The sequence below is a fragment of the Terriglobia bacterium genome (assembly GCA_020073495.1).
Lineage (GTDB): Bacteria > Acidobacteriota > Terriglobia > Terriglobales > Acidobacteriaceae > JAIQFD01.
In genome coordinates this window covers 68,064-90,480 of the sequence record JAIQFD010000002.1, presented here as the reverse complement: position 1 = coordinate 90,480, position 22,417 = coordinate 68,064, and the positions used below count along the sequence as shown (strand labels likewise).

Annotated in this window: 17 protein-coding genes; 12 read left to right on the top strand and 5 right to left on the bottom strand. The window is 59.9% G+C overall.

Going from position 1 to position 22,417, the window contains the following annotated elements; all coding sequences use genetic code 11:
* Nucleotides 1-54 precede the first annotated feature (54 nt).
* Together LAN37_04185 and LAN37_04180 are read left to right on the top strand one after the other, a co-directional pair.
* Nucleotides 55-351, top strand: a complete 297-nt coding sequence (locus LAN37_04185; protein MBZ5646405.1) for a DUF3467 domain-containing protein — start codon at nucleotides 55-57, stop codon at nucleotides 349-351.
* Between the two features lie 98 nt (nucleotides 352-449).
* Nucleotides 450-2,039 (top strand): glycosyltransferase family 39 protein, encoded by a 1,590-nt coding sequence (locus LAN37_04180; GenBank protein ID MBZ5646404.1) that lies wholly within the window; start codon nucleotides 450-452, stop codon nucleotides 2,037-2,039.
* Nucleotides 2,040-2,085: 46 nt separating this feature from the next.
* Here LAN37_04180 and LAN37_04175 read toward each other — a convergent pair whose 3' ends face one another.
* On the bottom strand, nucleotides 2,086-2,421 hold the full coding sequence (locus LAN37_04175; GenBank protein MBZ5646403.1) for an RNA-binding protein: 336 nt from the start codon (nucleotides 2,419-2,421) through the stop codon (nucleotides 2,086-2,088).
* Nucleotides 2,422-2,687: 266 nt separating this feature from the next.
* Between LAN37_04175 and LAN37_04170 the strand changes: the two genes are divergently transcribed.
* The 3 genes from LAN37_04170 to LAN37_04160 all read left to right on the top strand — a co-directional run bounded on the left by LAN37_04170 (nucleotide 2,688) and on the right by LAN37_04160 (nucleotide 4,265).
* Entirely contained in the window at nucleotides 2,688-3,413 is a 726-nt protein-coding gene (locus tag LAN37_04170) for a uracil-DNA glycosylase (protein MBZ5646402.1), read from the top strand.
* Nucleotides 3,414-3,549: 136 nt separating this feature from the next.
* The gene (locus LAN37_04165; protein ID MBZ5646401.1) at nucleotides 3,550-3,720 is read left to right on the top strand and encodes a hypothetical protein; all 171 of its coding nucleotides are present in this window, start codon (nucleotides 3,550-3,552) and stop codon (nucleotides 3,718-3,720) included.
* 248 nt (nucleotides 3,721-3,968) lie between these two features.
* A complete protein-coding gene (locus LAN37_04160) occupies nucleotides 3,969-4,265 on the top strand; it encodes a hypothetical protein (GenBank protein ID MBZ5646400.1) in 297 nt (98 codons plus the stop codon).
* A gap of 759 nt (nucleotides 4,266-5,024) precedes the next feature.
* Here the strand turns inward: LAN37_04160 and LAN37_04155 are convergent.
* Both LAN37_04155 and LAN37_04150 read right to left on the bottom strand, forming a co-directional pair.
* Nucleotides 5,025-5,288 (bottom strand): hypothetical protein, encoded by a 264-nt coding sequence (locus LAN37_04155; GenBank protein ID MBZ5646399.1) that lies wholly within the window; start codon nucleotides 5,286-5,288, stop codon nucleotides 5,025-5,027.
* Between the two features lie 106 nt (nucleotides 5,289-5,394).
* A complete protein-coding gene (locus LAN37_04150) occupies nucleotides 5,395-5,628 on the bottom strand; it encodes a hypothetical protein (protein MBZ5646398.1) in 234 nt (77 codons plus the stop codon).
* Between the two features lie 137 nt (nucleotides 5,629-5,765).
* On the opposite strand from LAN37_04150, the gene LAN37_04145 reads away from it, so the two are divergent.
* The 7 genes from LAN37_04145 to LAN37_04115 all read left to right on the top strand — a co-directional run bounded on the left by LAN37_04145 (nucleotide 5,766) and on the right by LAN37_04115 (nucleotide 17,806).
* On the top strand, nucleotides 5,766-6,806 hold the full coding sequence (locus LAN37_04145; GenBank protein MBZ5646397.1) for an IS110 family transposase: 1,041 nt from the start codon (nucleotides 5,766-5,768) through the stop codon (nucleotides 6,804-6,806).
* Between the two features lie 1,373 nt (nucleotides 6,807-8,179).
* On the top strand, nucleotides 8,180-8,998 hold the full coding sequence (locus tag LAN37_04140; GenBank protein MBZ5646396.1) for a hypothetical protein: 819 nt from the start codon (nucleotides 8,180-8,182) through the stop codon (nucleotides 8,996-8,998).
* Between the two features lie 218 nt (nucleotides 8,999-9,216).
* On the top strand, nucleotides 9,217-10,914 hold the full coding sequence (locus LAN37_04135) for an AAA family ATPase (GenBank protein MBZ5646395.1): 1,698 nt from the start codon (nucleotides 9,217-9,219) through the stop codon (nucleotides 10,912-10,914).
* Between the two features lie 117 nt (nucleotides 10,915-11,031).
* A complete protein-coding gene (tig, locus tag LAN37_04130) occupies nucleotides 11,032-12,306 on the top strand; it encodes a trigger factor (protein MBZ5646394.1) in 1,275 nt (424 codons plus the stop codon).
* Nucleotides 12,307-12,395: 89 nt separating this feature from the next.
* The gene (gene clpP, locus LAN37_04125) at nucleotides 12,396-12,983 is read left to right on the top strand and encodes an ATP-dependent Clp endopeptidase proteolytic subunit ClpP (protein MBZ5646393.1); all 588 of its coding nucleotides are present in this window, start codon (nucleotides 12,396-12,398) and stop codon (nucleotides 12,981-12,983) included.
* Nucleotides 12,984-13,011: 28 nt separating this feature from the next.
* Complete coding sequence (clpX, locus tag LAN37_04120) at nucleotides 13,012-14,298, top strand: ATP-dependent Clp protease ATP-binding subunit ClpX (GenBank protein ID MBZ5646392.1); 1,287 nt, start codon at nucleotides 13,012-13,014, stop codon at nucleotides 14,296-14,298.
* A gap of 661 nt (nucleotides 14,299-14,959) precedes the next feature.
* Entirely contained in the window at nucleotides 14,960-17,806 is a 2,847-nt protein-coding gene (locus LAN37_04115; protein MBZ5646391.1) for a M48 family metalloprotease, read from the top strand.
* Nucleotides 17,807-18,008: 202 nt separating this feature from the next.
* On the opposite strand, the gene LAN37_04110 is transcribed toward LAN37_04115, so the two are convergent.
* Both LAN37_04110 and LAN37_04105 read right to left on the bottom strand, forming a co-directional pair.
* The gene (locus tag LAN37_04110; protein MBZ5646390.1) at nucleotides 18,009-18,929 is read right to left on the bottom strand and encodes an HNH endonuclease; all 921 of its coding nucleotides are present in this window, start codon (nucleotides 18,927-18,929) and stop codon (nucleotides 18,009-18,011) included.
* A 441-nt stretch (nucleotides 18,930-19,370) separates the two neighbouring features.
* Nucleotides 19,371-20,822 carry a PAS domain S-box protein gene (locus tag LAN37_04105; protein MBZ5646389.1) on the bottom strand — a complete coding sequence of 484 codons (1,452 nt, stop codon included), beginning with the start codon at nucleotides 20,820-20,822 and terminating at the stop codon, nucleotides 19,371-19,373.
* Between the last annotated feature and the right edge of the window lie 1,595 nt (nucleotides 20,823-22,417).

The window sequence follows — 22,417 nt, the reverse complement described above, 5'->3', positions numbered from 1 at the left end:
CCCAGCATTCTTCACCCCCGGCGAGTTACACTCTTGCGCGAAGGAATCATGACTATGACCATGCCCCCGCAGCCCAACATCACTCTGAAGAACACGAGCGACTATCGCGAAGGCTATTCCAACAGCGTCCAGATCCGCGTCAGCGTCTGGGACTTCTTCCTGGTCTTCGGCACGCTGCAGCAGCAGACGCCCACCGCGGTCGAGATCACCAATTTCCAGGGTGTCTATCTCAGCCCGCAGCAGGCCAAGGCGCTGCTCACCATCCTGCAGCAGAATGTCGTCAATTACGAGAAGACGTTCGGCGAGATCAAACTCGATCCTCGCCTGGCCCAGCCCGGCGTGGTGAACTGAGGGGATACTTCGGTGCGACGGGATTTGTCGAGAAACTAGAAACGAGAAGCTGGAAACTCTTGCGCGCTCGCTCTCTTCCCCTCGTCTCCACGTTTGCCCTGATCTTCTGCGCGATTTTCCTCGCGCACGCGCCCCTGCTCCGCCTGCCCTACTATTGGGACGAAGCGGGCTACTACGTTCCCGCCGCGCACGACCTCCTCCAGACCGGCGCTCTGATCCCGCACAGCGTCCCCAGCAACGCCCACCCGCCGCTGGTCATGGCCTGGCTGGCCCTCTGGTGGAAGCTTTCCGGCTTCGTACCCGCGGTCACTCGTACTGCGATGCTGCTTCTCGCCGCGCTGGGGCTGACTGCGGTCTTTCGCCTTGCGCACTCCGTCATGAACCCAGGGGTTGCCGTCGCGGCCACCCTCTGCACCGCGCTCTATCCCGTTTTCTTCGCCCAAAGCTCGATGGCCCACGTGGACATAGCCGCAGCCGCGCTCGGCTTGTGGGGCCTGGCCTTCTTCATCGAGGACCGCCGCGTCCCCTGCGTTGCCGCCTTTTCCCTGGCGGTGCTCGCCAAGGAGACTGCTGTCCTCGTTCCGGTCACGCTGGCATTGTGGGAGATCGGCTGGTGGATGGCCGAACGCTTGGGACGCGTTCGCTCCGCCATTGCGCCTCGGCAGCGTGCCGGGTGGGAGTCGCTCGCCTTGCTCCTGGTCCCTTCAGCCGTGCTCTCCGCCTGGTTCGCCTATCACTATCACCGCACCGGCTATGTCTTCGGCAACCCGGAATTCTTCCGCTACAACGTCTCTGCCACGCTTCAGCCCGTTCGTATCCTGCTCGCCACCTTGCGCCGCCTGTGGCAGGTGACCGGATACATGAACCTGTTCGTGCTGACGGTCGCGGGCGCTCTGGCCATGATGCTGCCACCGCTGCCCGAGCCCGCGGCCGCTGTCGGGCCGGTCACGCGTCCCAGGATCCTGCCGCACATCCAGGCCATCTTCGCGCTCGTCGTCCTCGCCCACGTCTTCGCCCTCTCGCTGATCGGAGGCGCGGTGCTGGCGCGCTACATGCTGATGGCCGTCCCCTTGGTCATCATCCTTTGCGTTTCCACGCTGCGCCGCCGCGTGCGTGGATGGCCGGCCATCATCGCTCTGGTCTGCGCAGCTTTTCTGCTGGGACTGTTCGTCAATCCGCCCTACCGCTTCCCCATGGAGGACAACCTCGCCTACCGCGACTACGTCCTGCTGCACAAGTCGGCGGCGGACTTCCTGTCGGCGCATCACGCGACTGCGCGCGTGCTCACCGCCTGGCCGGCGACGAATGAGCTGGAGAAACCGTATCTGGGATACGTGAAATCCGCTGTCCCCGTCGTGCCCGTCGAGGACTTCTCCGCGCCCCAGATCGCGCGCGCCGCCCACGACACTTCCCTGTTCGACGTCGCCTACGTCTTCTCTACGAAGTACGAGGCGCCCTCGCAGCCCGCGCTGCTGCGCTGGTGGGAGCGCACCCAAGAACCGTATTTCGATTATCACCGCGATCTGCCGCCCGGGCTCATCGCGCGCGCACTCCGCGGGCGCATCGTCTGGCAGCAGGAAAGAAAAGGACAGTGGGCAGCCGTGATCGCCCTGGAGCGCGTCGAGAATGCGGAAAAAGAGCGAGGCCCTGGATTCAGGGTCGCGATTTATGATGGGTCAGAGCCGTAGCCCTGGGTTGACGATGGATAGTTTCTGACGAGTGCGCCGGGATTTACTAGCGTCCGCGCCCGCCGCGGAATCCGCCCCGGCCGCCGCCGAAGCCGCCCTCGCGACGGCCACCGCCGCCGCCTCCGCCGCTGCGTTCCAGCCTCGGCCGCGCCTCGTTGACCGTGATCGCGCGTCCGCCCAGTTGCGAGCCGTTCAGGCCCTGGATCGCATTCCCCGCCTCGGTGTCGCCCGCCATTTCCACGAAGCCGAAGCCCCGCGGCTGGCCGGTGTCCCGGTCGCGGATCAGGGTTACCTTGTCCACCTGCCCGTACGCCTCGAACGCAGCCCGCAGTTGTTCCTCATTGACGTTGTAGTCGAGATTGCCAACATAGATGTTCTTCATTTCGATGTTCCTTCCGAGTGTGGGACTGACATTGCGTTCTTTTCGACGAGTCAGGCAGGGCGAGATCGCTTCTCGCGTGTCTATGCAGGTCAGGAATCGAAGCGCAAAGGCGGCACAACACTACCAGTTTTGTACCTGATTGGCAAAATATCCGTGCCCGGTTCGGGAGCCCCGGCTAACCCAGGGCGGTCTAGCGGTCGTCCCCGAGTCACGACGCTGAGATCCCGTTCCTCCATTTCTCCGATCTCCCGCATACAATGAAGCCAATGCCCTCCTGGCTCACCCATCTCAACCGCGAGATCGTCGCTTGCGAGCTCTGCCCGCGCTTGCGCCGGCATTGCGAAAAGGTCGCGCGCGAGAAGCGCCGCGCCTACATGGACTGGGATTACTGGGGTAAGCCCGTGCCGGGCTTCGGCGACCCGGACGCGCGCGTGCTCGTCCTCGGACTCGCTCCCGGCGCCCACGGCTCCAACCGTACCGGACGCCCCTTCACCGGCGACGGCTCCGGCTACTTCCTCTACCGCGTCCTGCACAGCGCTGGCTTCGCCTCCCAACCTGCTGCGACACATAAAGATGATGGGCTGAAGTTAAAGGATCTGTTTATCACCGCGGTGGCCCGCTGCGCTCCTCCCGGCAACAAGCCGACGCCCACGGAGCTGGCCAACTGTGCGCCCTTCCTCGACCGCGAACTTGCCGGCCTGAAGAAGGTCACGGTGGTGGTCGCGCTGGGCAAGATCGCCTTCGACCGCTACCTGGCTGCGCTGAAGCGCGCCGGCGTGCTCAACTCCCGCAGTGGCCTCACCTTCGCCCACGGCGCGCGCTATCGTCTGCCCCACGGCGTGACGCTGCTTTGCTCCTACCATCCGTCCTTGCAGAACACCAATACGGGCAAGCTGACCGAAAAGATGCTGCTCGACGTCTTCCGCGCCGCCGCGCGCATCGCAGCTCGCGGAAAACGTGCGACCACACCGACTGGCGCCGCTCCGCGGTAGCGTTCCCACATGAACCGTTGGCCCGATCCCCCGATCCCGGCGGTCCCGGCGATTCTTCCGGGGTGGCTCACCCGCCAGGATTACAAATCTTTACATTTTCTGCGCAATCTCCGGGTTTACGCCATCAGGAAGGCACATGCTGGAGCTGCTCAGAACCCGGGTCCCGATGTCGGCGGTGGGGGCACGCCTGGTGACGGCGCTCCACGAGGCGGTTTACCTCGGCTCCACGTACTCCTGCCTGTCGCTGCTGGCGGCATGTGTTGCTTCCCTTCTCGAGCTGAACGGGACCACCCGGCTCGGCCGATGAATTCGCCGGTGACTCGTTGATCGGAGGTCTCCGTGGATCTGCTTACCGTCGTAGACCAACTTCTCTCGGCATCTTTTGCCGCCATGGTGCTGATCGTCGTCCTGCTCAGTGCGCTGCTGGTGGTGGACCTCCGCAGCGAGTAGCCCGCGCGATGGGATCCTTTCGCCATTCCAATTCCCCGATCACTCGATCACCCAATCACTCGATCTTGGTTGCGATCCCGCGCGCACTCGGATAAAAAGGTGCTCATGCCCGTCGAATGCTTCACCGCCAGCCGCTTGACCCACGGAAATCTGATTTTCCCCACCCGCATCGAGGTGGACCCGGAACATGTCCTGCGCATCAAGCCCAGGTTGTTCGGCCAGACCGAAGAGAGCATCGCCATCGATAAGGTGGCTTCGGTGCAGATCAGCACCGGGATCTTCTGGTCGAACATCCGCATCGATTCCAGCGGCGGGACAAATCCTATCCTGAGCCACGGCCATACCAAGGCCGACGCCATCCGCATCCGCCAACTCGTCGAGCAGTATCAGAAAGGCCGCTGAGAAGACGCAGAGGCGAGCCGCGACAGATCAGGCCCCCCTCCCCCTCCCCCTCGATATGTCGAAACAAAGGAGTTAGGGGCGGAAATATGTCAGATATGTCAAAGAGCAGTAGCTAGTAGCTGGTAGCTAGTAGCTGGGCGGAAATGCACCCGACACATCCAGAGTAGCACTGTGGAGAGGAAGGTCCGCTGAATGGGGCAGTGGAAAGACGTGTGGAATCAGGGGGTTAGGAGGAGGAAAAATAAAGTTCTTGCAATAGCTGGGAGCTATAAGTATATCCGGAGCCGGCGGTCAAGAAAAGCTCACCACAGGGGCACGGAGCGCGCAGAGAAAAGTCGTCGGCAACACGCCTCACCACGAAGGACACGAAGGCAGGCACGAAGGGCACGAAGGAAATCTCACCACAGAGACGCACTACACGCACAGCAAACGACCGACAACCATTTCACCGCAGAGGGCGCAGAGGACGCGGTAGGAACTAGAAAAATCAAAGATTCAACACAAAGGACACAAGGGCAGGCACGAAGGGCACGAAGAAAATCTCACCACAGAGGCACGGAGCGCACAGAGGAATTCGTGGAATCGGGAGCCCGCGCAGCGGGCGGCGGAAGGGCAGCCCCGGTTTCTAGCCTGCCTTGAGCGAAGCCGAAGGGGCGTTCCCGGCGATTCAGGCGATTCCGGCGATCCCAGGGGCTGCGCCCGTGTGGGGCACCCCCTCACTTGTCTGGGCCTCCCACGATTTGAGGAGGAACTTAAGGCCTAGTGCTTCGTCGCTTCGGGAACGATTGGCGCAGCGGCTTGGCTGGAGTCCTTGCGCTTTTTCGCGTGCTTCGGATACCGATTGCAATCGTGCTTATTGAATGCATCTTGAGTGTCCCGCGAGGGCGTTTTGGCGGCAGCTAGAAAGCTTCGGGACGGGCGTAGCCACCAACAGCCCTTACAGCTCCAGCCGATGAAGCCGGACGATTCCAGCCAGGCCAGCGCCCGCTTGCCCCGTTTGGCGGGCATTTTCTTTTTGGGCATGGGACCATCCTGTCACCTCCCACGACTTCCCGCCACGTCAAACTGCACCACTACCTGGTTTTGCCGTATGCGTAAGCGCCCCTGGGCCACCCGCCGGGCTTCCGCACTAATTTGCTTTCCTGGCGCGCCGTTTTTCAATCCTGAAGAATCCCATGCCCCCGCGCCACAGCTTCCATTCCCCTGACGTGCCGCACTTCGGGCAGGTGATCTCAATCAGTGGCACTGAGGGTTCCATCCCTTTGAAATCAAGCTCGCAAGCCTCGCCGCATTTCTCGCAAATAACGTGCAGGTAATCGCCGCTGGGTACGATCTTGTACATGGCCGGTTGCTGGTATTGCATTTGGCCTCCGTCCGAAGCCCCTCAAACTATTCTAAGCCGGGTCCGAAGCGTTGATTGGATAAGAGCGAAGGCTCCGACGTTACCCTAGCGTGTCTTTGGATTGAGGTCTGAAGACGCTGGGGAAGAAGGAGCCTTCGATGCTGATTATAGGATGCGATTTTCATCCCAGCTGGGAACATATTTGCTGGCTGGACCCGGAGAGCGGGGAGACGGGGGAGCGGAAGCTGGTGCATGGCGACGGCGAGGCGGAACGATTTTACCGGTCGCTGACGGGAGCGGCTCTGATTGGGATGGAAGCGACGGGCAACTGCCACTGGCTGCAGGACCTGCTCACGGAGCTGGGGCACGAGGTGTGGATCGGGGATGCGGCCCAGATCCGGGCCAGCTACGTGCGGAAACAGAAGACCGACCGGCGGGACGCGGCGCACATCCTGAAGCTGCTGGTGGAAGGGCGCTTTCCGCGGTTGTGGGTGCCGGACCGCGCGGCGCGCGACTTGCGGCAGTTGCTGATCCATCGCCACAAGCTGGTGGAGATCCGCGCCCGGGTGAAGAACGGTCTGCAGCACTTGGCGATGAACCAGGGAGTGCAGAAGAAAGGCAGGCTGTGGAGCGAGGCCGGGATGGAGACGCTGCGAGCGCTGCCGCTGGCGCCCTGGGCAGCGCGGCGGCGGGAAGACCTGCTCCGATTGTTGACTTCGTTGGACCAGCAGATCGCACCGCTGGATCGGGCGGTGGCCGAGGCCGCCCAGCAGGACCCGAGCGCCCGTCTGCTGATGACCCAGCCGGGAGTGGGACCGAACACGGCGCTGGCCTTCGTGCTGACCATCGGGGACGTCGCCCGCTTCCCGCGCGGCAAGCAGGTGGCCAGCTACCTGGGACTGATCCCGCGCGAGCACAGTTCGGCGGGGCGGCAGAAGCTGGGAGCGATCAGCAAACAGGGCAACCGCATGACGCGCATGCTGCTGGTGGAGGCGGCGCATACCGCGATTCGCTACGACCCGGAGTTTCGTCGCGACTATCTGCACCGCTGCCACTGCCGCCCGAAACAGGTGGCCAAGGTGGCGGCGGCGCGCAAGTTGGCGGTCAAGCTCTACTGGATGTTGAGAAACAAGAACCCGCATCCGGAGAGCGTTGCCATCGAGAGCAGCCCGCGGGTGGCCCTGGCCGGCGCAAGCTAGGCCGTAGGTGTTGATTGGGCGCTCTCGCATCCCGCACCAGGGCGGGATGTCCGCATAGAAGAATCATGGGCGCAGTCAGGCCCGAATCGATGGTTGGTGCAACGACCGCAGGATGATTCGTAACGTGGAATCTGCCAGACGGCTTCAGACCTCACTCCACGGACGAACAACTCGGTGCTTGCGCACCGAACCGGTTACGTGTCTCTTGACAACGCCTTCGCTCTTATCGAGGGCCACCCGCCACTGTCCAAAAGGCTTGCTCACCGCCCTTGTGAGGTTTAGAACCGACTGGAGGTGGAGGCATGTGGCTTGACCCATGGCTAGAAGCCGACAGAGAAGACTGGCGACAAGCCTCCTATGAGGCGGCAGGCATACTCTTGATACTCGCCGTACCTTGGCTCTTTTTCTGGTTTCTCGCGGGCAGCTGGAGCCGACTTTGCGAAGGGCGTGAGGACGAGGTTCTCCTGGTTGTATCTGTCCAATTGCTGGGTGTCCTCGCTATCTTTCTGAACGAGGTGAAGAAGAAAACGCAAGAAAAGTGGCGGGCCGGGACGAAAGGAAGAGGCCAGGGGCATTTGAATTTCAGGGGGTGATTTGACGAGGGCCGACCACAGACCTCTCGCGCAGCCGGCGGCTGGAAGTAGCCTGCCACAGTCTGCCCTGAGCGGAGTCGAAGGGGCGTTCCCGGCGATTCCGGCGATGTCGGCGATTCCATGGGCTGCGTTCGTGTGGGCCACCTCTCACGTGTCTGGGCCACCCGCCCATCGTTGTTCCGAAAACAGAACAAATTGCTCTTCGTCCTTATCCTCACGAAGTAGGGAGTCTATGAATACGGAAGTCTGCCAATTGGGCTCCGGGACCGCACGTGCAAAGGAGGTGCGCATCGCGCTCAAAGCCTATGGAGAGCCGAGTACCGGAATTTCGGAAGCAGGTCGGGTTTGCGCTTCGACTCGTTGTTGTTCTCGTATTGGGTGCTCTTTGGGTAGCTTACATTTGGTGGTGGCTCGCGGGGGTTGGTCTATTGGTTAGCATAGCTATCCTCATCCTTCACCCGTTCGTTTACCCGGTTCTCTACGTTCTCGTTTGGATCGATCTCGCCTTCAATAACCGACCCGGTCCTGTCCTGCCTGGGTACTGGGACAACTATCCAGATCGGTACTTCAACTGGTGTTGGAGATGCCTAAGATTCGGATTTCCGACACTTCGACGTTGGCTCTTGGAAGGCTTTCATTAGTCAGGCCAACTGAAGCTGGAAGGATGGAGAACGCTTATTCTTGGAAGGACAGGCCACCCGCCCGCCTTCCCTCTTAACGAGGGCCACCACCGGTGCCAGTTCTTTCCTTCACCCTCCTGAGTCGCTAGAATGCCAGCACATGGCTGACACCGGGAACGCGCCAGAAACCCCGACGGAGCACTCCGCGCCTTCTGTGGCAGAAGTCGAATACAGAAGCCTGAATGCATACTTCGAGAAACTCGTAAAGCTGACATACATCGCTATTGGCGTCGTGCTCGCAGCGGTCGGATTGTTGATCTGGAAAAACGTCTCGGAGGTGAAAACGGAAGCAACCGACGCCATCGCCGCAGCAAAGAGCGGCGCAGATCGTCAGATTGCAAAGATTGAGAGCGAGGCGGCTACAATCGCTCGTTCTGAAGCTCAGAAACGCATCGACGAAGCGTTTGAAAAGGGCAACGTGCAGCAATTGATTGAGCGCGCAGCAAAAGAGAAGGTAGGCACCGCCGTTGAGCGCGAAATTAATCAAAATCTTGCCCAGAGGATGAAGATCCTCCAGGATCAAATCACCGAGACGGGCGAAATCTCTAACGCGGGTGCCCGTCTCAGGTTAGGGTTTCGCCCTGCACTCGACACGTTGACTAAGAAGGCGGAGAGTCCGAACCCAGCCGTTCGAGAGTACGCCAAGTCCACCATCAGAATGATAGGGGCCGATTACGAAAATGTCCTCATCGAAGGGGTGCCCTCTGGAGAGGCCCGAAAAAAGATGCTGGATAATTGGATTACCCCAGCGCCAACAACCGTGAAAGGGGTAGTGGAAGTCATCCGCCATTCGGGCAATGCACACGCGGTAGCTGCCGCATTCCTCGCATTGCGAGAATTGACAAATACTCAGTTCCATATCTTTGATCTACCCGCTGTCGAGGATTGGTGTGCCCAACACCGGCCAAAATGCGACTGAGAACCCGGCGGTTGGGCCACCCACACCTCGGAGAGGCCGGGCCAACCGCCGAGTTCTTTTCTCGATTAGCGCTTGACGTCGCAGCCCCCGGCGCGATAATTGACACCTCGTAGCGATAAGCGTAAATCGTTGGCCGTTGCAGCCCCCGACCATGCAGCGCGTCTTGCGTGTGTTAGTCCTCGGTTCCCACGGTCCGCTTCTAGCCCTGGAGGCTGCTCTTGAGAATCAGAGAAATCGAAATCCGCAACTTTCGTTCCTTGCGCCACATAAAGCTAGAAAACCTCGGTGACTTTGTTATTTTCATCGGTCGGAACGGCTCAGGTAAGTCCAACATTCTAGAGGCGTTGGAACTGTTCTTCGCCGACCTAAACCTTACAACCGACGTCGAGAAACAGGCAACTCCAGAGCTGTGGTTTGATAAGCGCACCAACACGCCTATCGATATGCGAGTAGTTCTCGAGGTCGAGAAGGCAGAAGAATGGGATGGGCTAGATCGCATCTTCTCGAAAGAGGTATTGGCCGTCCTCAAGCTGGACACGCCTCCACAGCAGGGCAGAAAACTGACGATTCGAAGACAGATTGTTGGTAAGGTCTGGAAGAATGTCGAAATAACTCTCGAGAATGTGTTCCATTTGGCAGACGGGAAAATCGTTTTCAAGAGAGTCCTCACGAACGTACCTCAGGCAAATCCAGAAGGAACGCCGGCAGTTGTCGGAGTCCAAGTAAGTACCGAGGGGCCACTTGAACCGGAAGCCGCTCAGGCTCTACTCAAGTGTCTTACCACCGAACTGAAGAACCAGTTCAAGATGATTCGCGGCCCCCGTGAATCCACAGAACGTCCTGCAGCCCCGGCACGTGCGGCGATTTTGGACGCGGAAAGCAAGACGTTTTTCACAACCTTGGCCCTTGAGAAGGATCGGGCGAAGGAGGAACTATGGAATGAGTACGCAGACGATTTCGAGAGATTTTCCGGACGTCGCTTGCAAGTGAGGGGAACGGAGATCGAATTCCGCCACCGGGACCTGGCGCTGCCGCTTGAATTTAGCGGGAGCGGTGACCAAGCGTTACTCATCCTCATGCGGCAGTTCCACCAACCCCACAAGTATTTCTACGGCATGGAGGAGCCGGAAACACGTTTACACCACGACTACATACGCAAGCTCTTCAAGTATCTGCGCAGGGTAGCTGGCGACTGGCAAATTTTTGTCGCAACCCATTCTCCAGTCTTCGTGGATAAGGCGTTCCTCAATAACACGTGGCTTACCCGATGCGAGGGAAAGCAAACAAAGGTTGCGCGTCTGGAGAACGACCAGTTACGTGAAGTCCTTTTCGAATTGGGTATCAGACCCAGCGATTTCTTCTTCGCCAATGAAGTGTTGTTTGTTGAGGGCCGGTCGGAAGAGGTATTTATTCCATCGTTAGTGGAAAAAGCTCGTCTGGACTTCACTAACGTTAAGATTATGCCTTTAAGGGGCAAGTCTAAGTCCAAGTATCACCTGAGCGTCTGGTTAGAGGCTGCGAAGGACGCGGGAATTCCAGCATTTCTCTTGCTGGATAAGAATGCTCAGGCCGAAGCCGAAGAAGTAATAAACGCACGTAAAGTTGATCGGGATAATTGCAAGATACTTGATAAGGAAACTTTACGGGCCGCGCGAGACTGCGATATTGAAGACTTGTATCCGAAAGATTTGCTCAAGGCGGCCCTGCAGTCCTTCTACCCGGAAATCAACCTGGAAAAACTCACATTGAACGAAGACGAGCCCGTCGTGTCGAAGATTACGGCTGCACTCAATGGGGATGGGTGGAAGGCGCGAGTGGCTAGCTATGTAGGAGACCGGCTTAAGCCCGAACACATAGAAAACGAATTTCGCGACGTCGTGGGATTTCTTCGCCGCATTCCCGACACCATACAGTAGTGCCGTTCTGTTCCGAAACGTAGGAATCTCGCGCAGGCCTTCGCTCCCCCGTTTGCCCTCCTTCCCTTCCCTCCCTTAAAATCAAGGATTGTCCCACCTTAGGAAGGAACCTCTAGAGTGAGCCCCGAGACCAAAGAACAGAGTTGCGAGCGCGAGATCGCGGTCGAGATCCCCGCCGACATCGTCAAGAAAGAAACCGACGCCACCCTCCTGCAATTCGCCAAGCATGCGCGCCTGCCCGGCTTCCGCCGCGGCAAGGTGCCGGCCAGCGTCATCCGCTCCCGCTTCGCCGAGGACATCAAGTCCGAGGTCGTGGACAAGCTGGTGCCCAAGTATTTCCGCCAGGAGGTGGAGAAGCAGGGCCTGACCGTGGTCTCCCAGCCCAAGGTCACCGACCTCAAGCTGGAAGAAGGCCAGCCGCTGCGCTTCAAGGCCACCTTCGAAGTCCTGCCCCCCATCGAAGTCGCCGGATATAAAGAGGTGCGCGCCGAGAAGCCGGAGATCGCGGTCAGCGACGAAGAGGTCGAAAAATATCTCAAGCAGCTCCAGGAGCAGCACGCCAGCTTCGCGGCCATCGAGGGACGCCCGCTGCAGGACGGCGACTTCGCCCAAGTCTCGCTGGAGAGCCGGCCCAAGGAAGAGACCGAGGACGCCAAGCCCTCCAACCTGGACGACGTCCTGGTGCAGATCGGCGGGGAGAGCACGGTCAAGGAGTTCACGGAGAACCTGCGCGGCGCCAACGCCGGCGACGAGCGCACCTTCGACGTCACCTACGCCCCCGACTTCCAGGACGAGCGCCTGCGCGGCAAGACCATGAGCTACACCGTCCAGGTGAAGGCCATCAAGCAGAAGAACCTGCCCGACATCAACGACGACTTCGCCAAGGAAGTGGGCGAGTTCAAGGACCTGGCCGAGCTGAAGGCAAAGGTCCGCGACCAGATGGAGCACGAGAAGCAGCATCACGCCGAGCACGAAGCCAAGGACAAGCTGATGGACGAGCTGGTGCGGCGCAACGATTTTCCCGTCCCCGAAGCCCTGGTCGAGCGCCAGATCGATCTGCGGCTGGAGCGCGGACTGCGGGCGCTGGCCGCCCAGGGCATGCGTCCCGAGGACATGAAGAAGATGGATTTCACCCGTCTGCGCGCCGGTCAGCGCGAGAACGCGGTGAAGGAAGTGAAGGCCTCGCTCATCCTGGAGCGCATCGCCGACGCGGAGAAGATCGAGGTCTCCGCCGAGGAATTGGAGAAAGAAGTGCAGGCCCTGGCCACTCAGTCCAAGCAGCCGGCGGAAGCGGTCCGCGCTCGTTTGACACGTGATGGAGCGCTGGATAGAATCCGCGATAGGATCCGCAGCGAGAAGACACTCGAGTTCTTGTACAGCAGGCCGGCATGATGCGGCCTGCGTCCGCCCTCCCCCAGCCCTGGAAGTGTGTGGCCGGGGTGTCGGCGAACGAAGTGTAGGCAGTTGAAATGAGGGAGCATATGGCCCTGGTGCCAATGGTCATCGAGCAGACCGCCCGCGGCGAGCGCGCCTACGATATCTATTCGCGGCTGCTGCGGGACAACATCATTTTTCTCGGCACGCCCGTGGATGACCAGATCGCCAACCTGATCATTGCCCAGCTCCTCTTCCTGGAAGCCGAGGACGCGGAAAAAGACATCGCGCTGTACATCAATTCTCCGGGCGGCTCCATCACCTCGGGCATGGCCATTTACGACACCATGCAGTTCATCCGCCCCGACGTCACCACCATCTGCATCGGCCAGGCGGCCTCGATGGCCGCGCTGCTGCTTTGCGCCGGCGCGCCGGGCAAGCGCTATGCGCTGCCCAACTCGCGCATCCTGATCCATCAGCCGTCGATGGGCGGCCTCTCCGGCCAGGCCACCGATATTGATATCCACGCGCGCGAGATCCTCCGCATGCGCGAAATAACGAATCAGTTGATTGCGAAGCACACCGGCCAGCGCCTCGACAAAGTCGAAAAAGACGTCGAGCGCGACTTCATCATGAATGCGCAGCAGAGCAAGGAGTACGGCATCATCGACGACATCATTTACCAACATAAGTGATGAAGACGTGCGGTAAAGGAGTATCCAGGTGAAAACGCGGTCGGGAACGGACGAAACGTTACGCTGCTCGTTTTGCCACAAGAGCCAGGACGCGGTGGCCAAGCTGATCTCGTCGCCCAGCGACTATCCGCGGGCGTACATCTGCGACGAGTGCGTGGCGGTGTGCAACTCGATCCTGGAGGACGACCGGACGGAATCGCACGCGGCGGCGGCGCCCAACCATCTGCCCAAGCCACAAGAGGTCAAGACCTTCCTCGACGAATACGTGATCGGGCAGGAGCAGACCAAGAAGAAGCTGGCGGTCGCGGTCTACAACCACTACAAGCGCATCCACATGAACCGGCAGCGGGCCGGGGAGGTGGAGCTGTCGAAGTCGAACATCATGCTGATCGGGCCGACGGGGACGGGCAAGACGCTGCTGGCGCAGACGCTGGCGCGCATGCTCGACGTCCCGTTCGCCATCGTGGATGCGACCACGCTGACCGAGGCGGGCTACGTCGGCGAGGACGTGGAGAACATCATCCTGAAGCTGCTGCAGGCGGCGGACGGAGACGTGGGGCGGGCGCAGACCGGCATCATCTATATCGACGAGGTGGACAAGATCGGGCGCAAGGACGAGAACCCGTCGATCACGCGCGACGTTTCGGGCGAGGGCGTGCAGCAGGCGCTGCTGAAGATCCTGGAAGGGACGGTGGCCAACGTGCCGCCGCAGGGCGGGCGCAAGCATCCGCACCAGGAATTCACGCCGGTGGACACCACCAACATCCTCTTCATCTGCGGCGGAGCGTTCGTGGGGCTGGAAAAGATCGTGGGGCGGCGGGTGGGCAAGAAGGCCATGGGCTTCCTCAGTCCGGAGCAGGAGGAACAGCAGCCGGCGGCGCAGCAACCGGCGGGGCCGAACAAGCGCGACACCGAACTGCTACAGCAGATCCAGCCGCAGGACCTGATCAAGTTCGGGCTGATCCCGGAGTTCGTGGGACGGCTGCCGGTGGTCGGCATCCTCGACGATCTGGACGACAGCGCGCTGATCGAGATCCTGACGCGTCCGAAGAACGCGATCATCAAGCAGTACCAGCGTCTGTTCGACTTCGAGAACGTGAAGCTGAAGTTCTCGCAGGAGGCGCTGCGTGCCATCTCGCGCGAAGCCATGAACCGCAAGGTGGGGGCGCGCGGACTGCGCATGATCCTGGAAGAACTGATGCTCGACCTGATGTATCACCTGCCCAGCCAGAAGAAGGTGAAAGAGTTCGAGGTCACGAAAGAGATGGTGGAGAAGCGGGACGTCTCCATCGCGATGATGGAAAAAGCTGGCTAGGAGGTAGCCCAGGGTTTTGACCCTGGGGCGCGAGAGAAGCGAGCGATCAGAGGTAGCCCAGAGCTTAAGCCCTGGGTCGCGAGTGAAGCGAGCGATGATGGTAGAGAAGCGGGACGTCTCGATCGCGATGATGGAAAAGGCGGGATAGCGCATAGCGCATAGTACAGAGCGCATAGAGCAGAGAGGCCGTGCCGGGTGGCACGGCCTTCTTGTGTCAATTGCAATCCCGGTGCCTGCCGCGCAGGACCCAAGCTGCAAGTGGTGGGGTGCGCAGTTTTCCGATTGTGAGAACAAGTATGCCGCGCGAATGACCGGCCTACAGCCCCGCTATTTGCCGAGAACCTGTTGAGTCCTAGCCCGCAAAGTCATTGCGTTTGATTGACAAGGAGGGACGAAATGGGTGTGGGGAAACCACATGGTTTCGGACACGCTACGTCTCTGGTTGCCGGGAATCCCGCTTCCTAGAGTCTCCCCTGCTCGACTAGTGAGCCAAGATACACGAGAAAAAAAGCGGCTATGCCGGATTCTTAGATTGGTTCATTTGATTGACGTCCCTTCATGCCGACGTGTTCATCCCCCACGTTGTTATTGATTTTCGAAGGAAGCAATCATAGACTGAGTCGCCAAAGAACGTGGAATCATGTCCGTTAGGAAAACCGCGATGCCCCGCCGGTGGCTCTTGGTTTTCGTCGGTTCGCTCTTGGTCGGGTTTGGGTTCGCTCAGCAATGCCCCCAAGCTCCTGCGCTGTCACCCTCCCACGAGTTGAACCTGTTCAGTGAAGAGCAGGAGATTGATTTCGGCGAGGTTCTCGCCGCAAAGATTTCCTACTCCCTGCACGTCATTGAAGACGATGCCGTCGCCGGCCGCTTGCAGCACATCGGCGACCGCCTCCTGCTCCAGATGCCCCCCACCCGGCTGCGGTTCCGCTTCTATCTAGTGGACAGTCCTGACGCCAACGCCTTCGCCGTCGCTGGAGGTCGCGTCTACGTCACCCGCAAGCTGATCACGGCGGTCCGCTCCGAAGACGAACTTGCTGGCGTCGTCGCCCATGAAATGGGCCATCAACTTGCCCATCACTCCGCCCTCGACTGGAGCCGCATCTTCCACGACATGCTGGGCGTCACCAAGCTTGGCGACCGCTCCGATATCGAAGACAAGTACAACCAGGTGCTCGATGCGTACCGCACCAAGGAGGGCATATTTGCCCAGTCGAATCGCGGGGAGCGCGAGCAGTTGGGCGCCGACCAGGTCGCTGTTTACGCCGTCTCCCGCGCCGGCTACTCGCCGCAGGCCGTCGTGGACTTTTGGGATCGCTTCACCGAGTCCCACGGACGCAAGGGGAGTTGGCTCTCAGATTTTTTCGGCTCCACCCGCCCCGAATCCAAGCGCCTTCGCGAGTTCGTCAAGAACTTGGGCGCTATCCCGGCATCCTGCATCAATGCCACTGGCCATGCCTCCTCGGCTGACTTCGAGCGCTGGCAGGCCGCCGTTCGCAACTACAAGGGCTTCGGCAAGAAGGAATCACTGCACAAGGTAGTGCTGAAGCGCGCGCTCGATCCTGTGCTTCGCGAGGACATCCGGGTCTTTCGATTCAGTCCCGACGGCAAGTACCTTCTCGCCCAGGACAATACCAGCATCTTCGTGCTCACCCGCGACCCGCTCGTCTTCCTGTTTCGCATTGACGCCCTGGACGCTCACGGCGCTCAGTTCAGCCCCGATTCCCGCTATGTCGTCTTCTACACGTCCGGACTGCGCGTCGAGCGGTGGAACATCACCGAACAACGTCTCGACGACGTCGACGAATTGTACGTGTTCAACGGTTGCGTGCAAACCGCGCTTTCGCCCGACGGTCACTACCTCGCCTGCATCCGTCCAAACCGTGATACCTATTTCCCTCTAGACTTCCTGTTACTCGACGTCAAGACCGGCGCCGCCGTCTTCACGAAGAAGAACTATATCGGGCCCGTGAAGTTCGGTTACAACACGTTCTTGAACTACATACTGCTGAAGGGTGGCCGACGGCCGGTTGCGGCCATGGCGTTTTCCCCCGATGGGCGCTACTTCCTGGCCGGCCGTTCCGAAGTGCATCTTTTGCTGGACATGAAGTCTTTCGCTGAAATCGCCGTGCCGGGCCCTCTGCGCAGGATTACTTCGGTCAGCTTCGCTTTTGTCGGGCCCGATCGCATCGTCGGCGCCGACAGCCAGAACCTCGAACACGCCTCGCTCGTTCGCTTCCCCTCGGGTGAGATCATTTCCTCGGACATCCCAATCGGGGGTCGTGCGCTCTACCCGGTCAGCAAAGGTCTTTACGCGATTGTCCGCCCCATGCAAAAGGCACCTGTCGGCCTGATGGACCTGGAGGCCAAGAAGATCTTCATGGCCAGCCGCACCGATGCGCTTGATATCTATGACACCACATTCGTCAACGAGCGCACCAACGGCGAGATCGGCCTATATACCCAGGCGGGACAGAAGCCCACCGCGACCCTGGCCCTGCCGCTCAGCCCGCTTGCGCGTCTGGCCACGGCGGCGGTGGCCCCCAACCTGAATGCAATCGCGCTCAGCGAGCGCTCCCGCGGCTCCGTGTGGGATCTGAACAGTGGTGAGCGACTCTTCTACATTCGCGGCTTTCACGGTGCCTACTTCGACGGTGGCTCGATCTTTCTTGACTTTGCTCCCCCCGATCAATTCGCTTTGCAGCCCCTCAAAGGGCAGAGCGAGAAAGAGGTGCGCAGGCTGGAAGCCGAAAAGCCCGGGGACAGTCTCGCCCGCGCCGACCTCGCCACCCGCTCCATCATCCCCATACGCCAGATGCAGAAGCGCGTTCATGTGCATCAATTCGGCTCAGTCGTGCTCACCTGGACGCCGGAAGACGACGAGAAACCCTTCGATAACATCACCCTTGAGGCAAGAGATTCCCGGACCGATGCGGTTTTGTGGTCGCGCCGGCCAAAGAGTTTTCCCTATATCAACGGCGACGCAGGCAGGGACACAGCGGTGGTGTTCTCCTGGAATCTGGGAACCCGCGGCGCTAAGGAGGAGCTGAAAGACGATCCTGAGGCAAAGGAACTGGTGAAGGCCGTCAAGGAGAGCGAAGGCAGCTACCTGGTCGAGGTTGTGGACCTTCGCTCCGGCAAGCCCCTGGCCAAATTTCCCGTCGAAACCGGGCTTGGTTCATTCTCTGTCCGCCATTCCGCCGCGGCCGGCTCAACCGTCGTCATGCTCGACACGCAGAACCGCGTCCTGCTGTACTCCTTCAAAGGTAAGCGACTAGGCGGGCTATTCGGGGGCGATGCGGTTCTTTCGCCAGACGGGGGGAGCGTCGTCGTAGAGCGCGAGCCGGGGCGTCTTGCGCTCTACGATGTCGTTGGCCTGCGCCAGCGAGATGAGCTTACCTTCGGAGCACGCGTCATCTTCGCCGAATTCACCTCTGACAGCAAGCGTTTGGTCGTACTCACCGACGATCAAACCGTCTTTGTACTCGACGTCGACAAAGCATCGCACTGAGCACCGAATTTCGCATCTTCAAGACAGCGGTGCGGAAACCACTTCTTTTCCGCACACATTGCACAAGGTTCAAGTCCAAGACCTGATGCAGCAGGACATGGCTATTTGCCGTAATGGTAATTGAGACGTTTTCGACACGTAGTCTTCGCCCACTTAAGCAGGCTAGCGCCGCAGGCGCGTAGGAATCTAGCCCCGGGTGTGGTTACGGGCGGAAGACGACGTCGTTGTGCCACCTCAGAGCGTCCGCTGATGGTCGGAGCTGCTCGATGCCGGGCAGATGGATCGGCCGCCCGTGCATGGCGTAGTAATCAGCCCCGTTGTTGAATTCCTGCCTGATGCGCTTGCTCACCTCGACCCGGTACTCCGGCGTGACCGTGATGTAGCCCCGGTCGAAGAGGGTGTGGATGTCCTGGCGAAGAAGCAGGCCGTTGGTGGGAGAGTGGGTGCCGCCCTGAGCGTAGGGCCGTATATGCGCGGCGTCGAGGATGTGCAGGATGTGAGACGAAGAGAGCGCGCAGGACCGGTTGTAGATGTCCGCTACGATGACGCGGAATCCGCCCTGGCCCAGGCGTGGCAGCACGATCTGCGCCTTGCCGAATCTCTCCTCGGCCATGGCGACCGATTCGTCCGGCACGGGTACCGGGTTGGCGAGACGGTTCTGAACCTCGGTCCAGATCTCATTGCCGCGGACTTCGGCGGTGTCGTAGCCCTTCCCCCGCACAATGCTCTGCGCCCAGTCGGAGACGGGAATCCACTCGGGTTCATCAAAGAAGAACGGCTGCTGGAGCAGGATGCAGCCGATCACCTCTTCCGTCGTTCCTGTAGGGGATGAGTTGCGGTATTTCCATACACGGTCGCGCATCTCGTCGAGCGATTGGGTGCCGTTTTTCGTTCCGAAGGCTTCCCAGGCGAAGGACAGGGGCGCAAGGGTGAAGCGACTAAGGAACCCGCCGCCGACTATGTAATTCCTTGGGCTGTGAAGCTTGAAGAGAAGCGGCTCGCCGGTCTCCAGGGCGCGGAACTGGCTGCTGCCCGAGGGCTGCCAGAAATTCACCTCGTCGGGCTTCTGCGCGGAGAGGCAGGTGAACCAGTCGAAGTCGGTGATGGCGACGTAGAAGCGCACCTTGATGGGTCGGAATTGTGCTACTTGGATGGAGAGTAGGCAATGGGAACGATGTGAGAGCTCGAGTCCGGCGGTGAGGGGCCGGGGTACCTCTTTCGCCCCTGAAGGGGCTCTGGTTTTCTTTCGTAGCCTACCCCTCGTTCGGGACTTGCGTCGCGAAGTCAGGGTTAAAACCCTGACCTACCGAGCCCTGATCTACCGAGCCCTGATCTACCTCTGTCGTCCCTCCGGGCTTCGGGACTTCGTCCCTCGTCAGGGCTCCCTCGGCTCTGCTCGGGACAAGTTCCGCCCTGATCTACCTCTGTCGTCCCTCCGGGATTTGGGACTCTCGTCCCTCGTCAGGGCTCCCTCGGCTCTGCTCGGGACAAGTTCCGCCCAGGGCTAGCTGCTTCGTCCCTCCGGGACTCGGAAGATTTTGGGGGGACGCATATTCGTGATGAATCAAGCCATTACGAACCGCGACAACCTGGCGGTACGGATGGTGACAGAGCTTTGCCCCTTGTAGGCAACGAAACCCCGTTTTCGGAAGCGATTCATAAAAAAACTGATTCGGGATCGGGTTGTGCCGACCATTTCCGCCAGCTCTTCCTGATGGATCTTCGGAACGACAGCCTCCGGTTTGCCACCGTTGCCAAAGGCAGCAAGTAAGAGAAGAGCTCGGGCCAGCCGTTTTTCGCTGGAGTGCAAAAGCTGATCCATTGCGACTTCCTGGTAGCGACTGATGCGGGCAAGCAAGTAATCGAGAAAAAATGCCGCAAAGGTCTTTTCCTGTTGAATCACGCGCAACATCTCTTTTCGTTCAATCCTGAGTATCGTGCAATCTGTGAACGCCCTGGCTGACGCCGTGCGCCGGAGCCGAACTGTCGCCAGGCATTCCTTGCCTGCGAAGTCCCCCGGGCCGAGAAAGCCAATCGTGATTTCTTTACCCTGAGAGACTACCGAGAGCTTCACCATGCCGGTCAAGACATAGAAGACAGCATCACCCCGTTTGCCTTGTTCAAAGAGGATCTGTTTTCCGGGTACATATACAATCGTCCTGCCTGCGCCGGCTTTCGAGAGAAAAGTCTTAAGACGAAAGAGCGGTCGTTTATGAGCCTGGCGCAACTGCTGCTCTGTCTGCCGCTCGCTCGCGTCCATGAGGCAGCCATGGATCTCGGCCAGCTCACCCCGCTCGTCGAACGTTCCGGCGGCATTCTCCACGGCGTGGACCAGGCTGCCGTCCTTGCGGAGGAGTTCAGCTTCGTTGTATTCGAGCCGCCCCTTCTTCTTGAGGCGCCCCAGGAATACGTTTCGCGACGCGCGGTCGGGATAGAGTGAGACCAGATCAACTTGCATTGCCTCTTCGACCGAGGCGAAACCGAGCATTCGCGCGAAGGCCGAATTGCAGGTCAGCAACCTTCCATCGGGGCTTGCGACGTAGCTGCCCGCGGGATTCGCCTCAAAAAAGCGCCGGGTTTCCTCCCCGCTTCGGTGCAGCGCATCCTCGGCTTGCTTGCGCTTCGTGATGTCACGAATGTTGCATTGAATGACCCTCGTCCCACCGCTCAATCCATAGACGTTGCTAACAAACTCCACGGCAATGGACCGGCCGTCCTTGGTTTCAAGCGGGAGAGATTCATAGCGGATATATTCCTTGTCTTGCAACTCCAGAAAAGCCAGCTTGCATTCCTTGATGTCTTTGAAGGGCCCGATCTCCCAGAGTGGCAACCCAATAAACTCGTTATACGTGTAGCCCAACAAATTAACCAGGAATGGGTTAACGTCCCTTATCTGTCCTGTCTGCGCGTCGAGAATCAGGATCCCATCTTTGGCGGTTTCGAAGAGGCGACGGTATCTAAGCTCAGAAGCTCGTAGCGCATCGTCCGAGCGCTTGGGTTCCGTTTCTTCCTGCATGGCTTACCTCGTGTAGACTTCCAGGCCCGGGCCCTCTCAACCATCCCCCTCATGCCGCAGACACCACGACAGCCCAGCCAGGCTCGTCATGCCTGCCGGGAAGATACCGGTTGAGCGAATTGGAAACGGCGGAGCGAAGACCCCAGTGGGCTGATAAACTGCCGAGTTTTGGCGAGATCAAAACACTGGCTGTAGAAATACCCTTTACAACTCTTGTCTCGTCTCCCGTTGGGAGAGCGCTCCCCACGGTCAGTATCAAGCTTCGGGCGTGTGAACACTGGTCAAAAGTGATCAACCAACGGAAAGTCAGAGTTTCTCGACTTCGCGCGATTATTCGCAAGCAAACAACGCTGCTTCGCTCGGAGATGACACTGGTGAGGGCTCTTGAAAAGCAGCACGGAAGCGCTGCTCCACCAGTCTCACAGCCGATGGCACTGTCAGGGCGCTGCACGTGTTGAACCAGCTATTCACGTCACCATTTCCGCCCATGAGGAAGGACAATGCTAGGCGCTCATAAATCCGCTTCGCAGTCGAATCCCAGTGGAGCACCGTCCGAACTTAAGTCGTGCCCTTTCCCGCAGCGGCTAAGCGCCGATCACCCTCCCCATCCCGCGCCCGGGGTTCGGGACCGCGTCCCGAATCCAGGGTCGCGAAGCGAGTCAGGGCTACCTCGGCTTTGCTCGGGACAGGTTCCGCCCGGGGCTACCTGAGTCGTCCCTACGGGCTTCGGAGGATTGTGGGGGACGCATGCCCAGCACTTTCCCTTCGGCTGCCCCTTCGACGATGCTCAGGGCTCCCCTTCGCTCCGCTAAGTGTCGGCAAAAACAGGGCAGGCCATGCTGGGCTACGCTAGTCAGCCTTGTTGGTCACGGCCTCAGATTGCGTAATCCGCTGAGCGTCGAACTGCGGATCGGGCCGAGGAGTCCCGACGCTGTGTTCCACATCGAGCAGGGGTAGAAGCGAGACCAGTTGCTGATGGTGGGGATCAGGAGTCCTCCAGAGCTGTACACATACCCACAGGAGTACAGCAATCGCCAACAGTCCGATGGCTAAGGGGGACATCGGCTTCTCCTGAATTCAACGTAGGGCCCAATTGTTACGAGATGATGAACAGATGATGAATTTCACTTTGGCCCAAGAACATCCCAGCAGGCGATTCCGTTCTTGGCTGATTCCACGCTGGCAGCGGCTTTCCGATATTTTCCACACAGTCTTGAGCTGCTAAACAGGCATCGCGCACGCGCTGCGCGAGTGAACCAGAACCTTCTGCACCAATCTTCGTCACCTCCTTGTGGACGGCTGGCAATTGCTTGCTGGCGCGTGGTTTACAGCCGCGAAATTCCAGTTGACGATAGTTTCGCGCTTGGTAAAAGCGTTAGAGACTCGGAAAGGCCTTTGACTCATGCGATCGCAAGGACGGCTCTCGCCCGCTTACCCGCGAAGGCTCCGGACCCAGAACCGGACCCCGATGGTCGTGCCACGCGCGCTATCGAGGAAAGCCTCAGCCAAATCGGTCATCGTCGCCAAGAGTGATGTCCGACGCCGGCACTTAAGCGGCTTGGCGGAACCACGTCCGCAGGTAGCGAGATAGAAGA

What these genes read in the sequence shown, in the direction of transcription:
- LAN37_04140 (MBZ5646396.1), top strand. Translation starts at nt 8,180, where the DNA reads ATGGCTGACACCGGGAACGCGCCAGAAACCCCGACGGAGCACTCCGCG.
- LAN37_04175 (MBZ5646403.1), bottom strand. Translation starts at nt 2,421, where the DNA reads ATGAAGAACATCTATGTTGGCAATCTCGACTACAACGTCAATGAGGAA.
- LAN37_04165 (MBZ5646401.1), top strand. Translation starts at nt 3,550, where the DNA reads ATGCTGGAGCTGCTCAGAACCCGGGTCCCGATGTCGGCGGTGGGGGCA.
- LAN37_04185 (MBZ5646405.1), top strand. Translation starts at nt 55, where the DNA reads ATGACCATGCCCCCGCAGCCCAACATCACTCTGAAGAACACGAGCGAC.
- LAN37_04160 (MBZ5646400.1), top strand. Translation starts at nt 3,969, where the DNA reads ATGCCCGTCGAATGCTTCACCGCCAGCCGCTTGACCCACGGAAATCTG.
- LAN37_04105 (MBZ5646389.1), bottom strand. Translation starts at nt 20,822, where the DNA reads ATGCAGGAAGAAACGGAACCCAAGCGCTCGGACGATGCGCTACGAGCT.
- LAN37_04145 (MBZ5646397.1), top strand. Translation starts at nt 5,766, where the DNA reads ATGCTGATTATAGGATGCGATTTTCATCCCAGCTGGGAACATATTTGC.
- clpP (MBZ5646393.1), top strand. Translation starts at nt 12,396, where the DNA reads ATGGCCCTGGTGCCAATGGTCATCGAGCAGACCGCCCGCGGCGAGCGC.
- LAN37_04170 (MBZ5646402.1), top strand. Translation starts at nt 2,688, where the DNA reads ATGCCCTCCTGGCTCACCCATCTCAACCGCGAGATCGTCGCTTGCGAG.
- LAN37_04155 (MBZ5646399.1), bottom strand. Translation starts at nt 5,288, where the DNA reads ATGCCCAAAAAGAAAATGCCCGCCAAACGGGGCAAGCGGGCGCTGGCC.
- LAN37_04115 (MBZ5646391.1), top strand. Translation starts at nt 14,960, where the DNA reads ATGCCCCGCCGGTGGCTCTTGGTTTTCGTCGGTTCGCTCTTGGTCGGG.
- LAN37_04150 (MBZ5646398.1), bottom strand. Translation starts at nt 5,628, where the DNA reads ATGCAATACCAGCAACCGGCCATGTACAAGATCGTACCCAGCGGCGAT.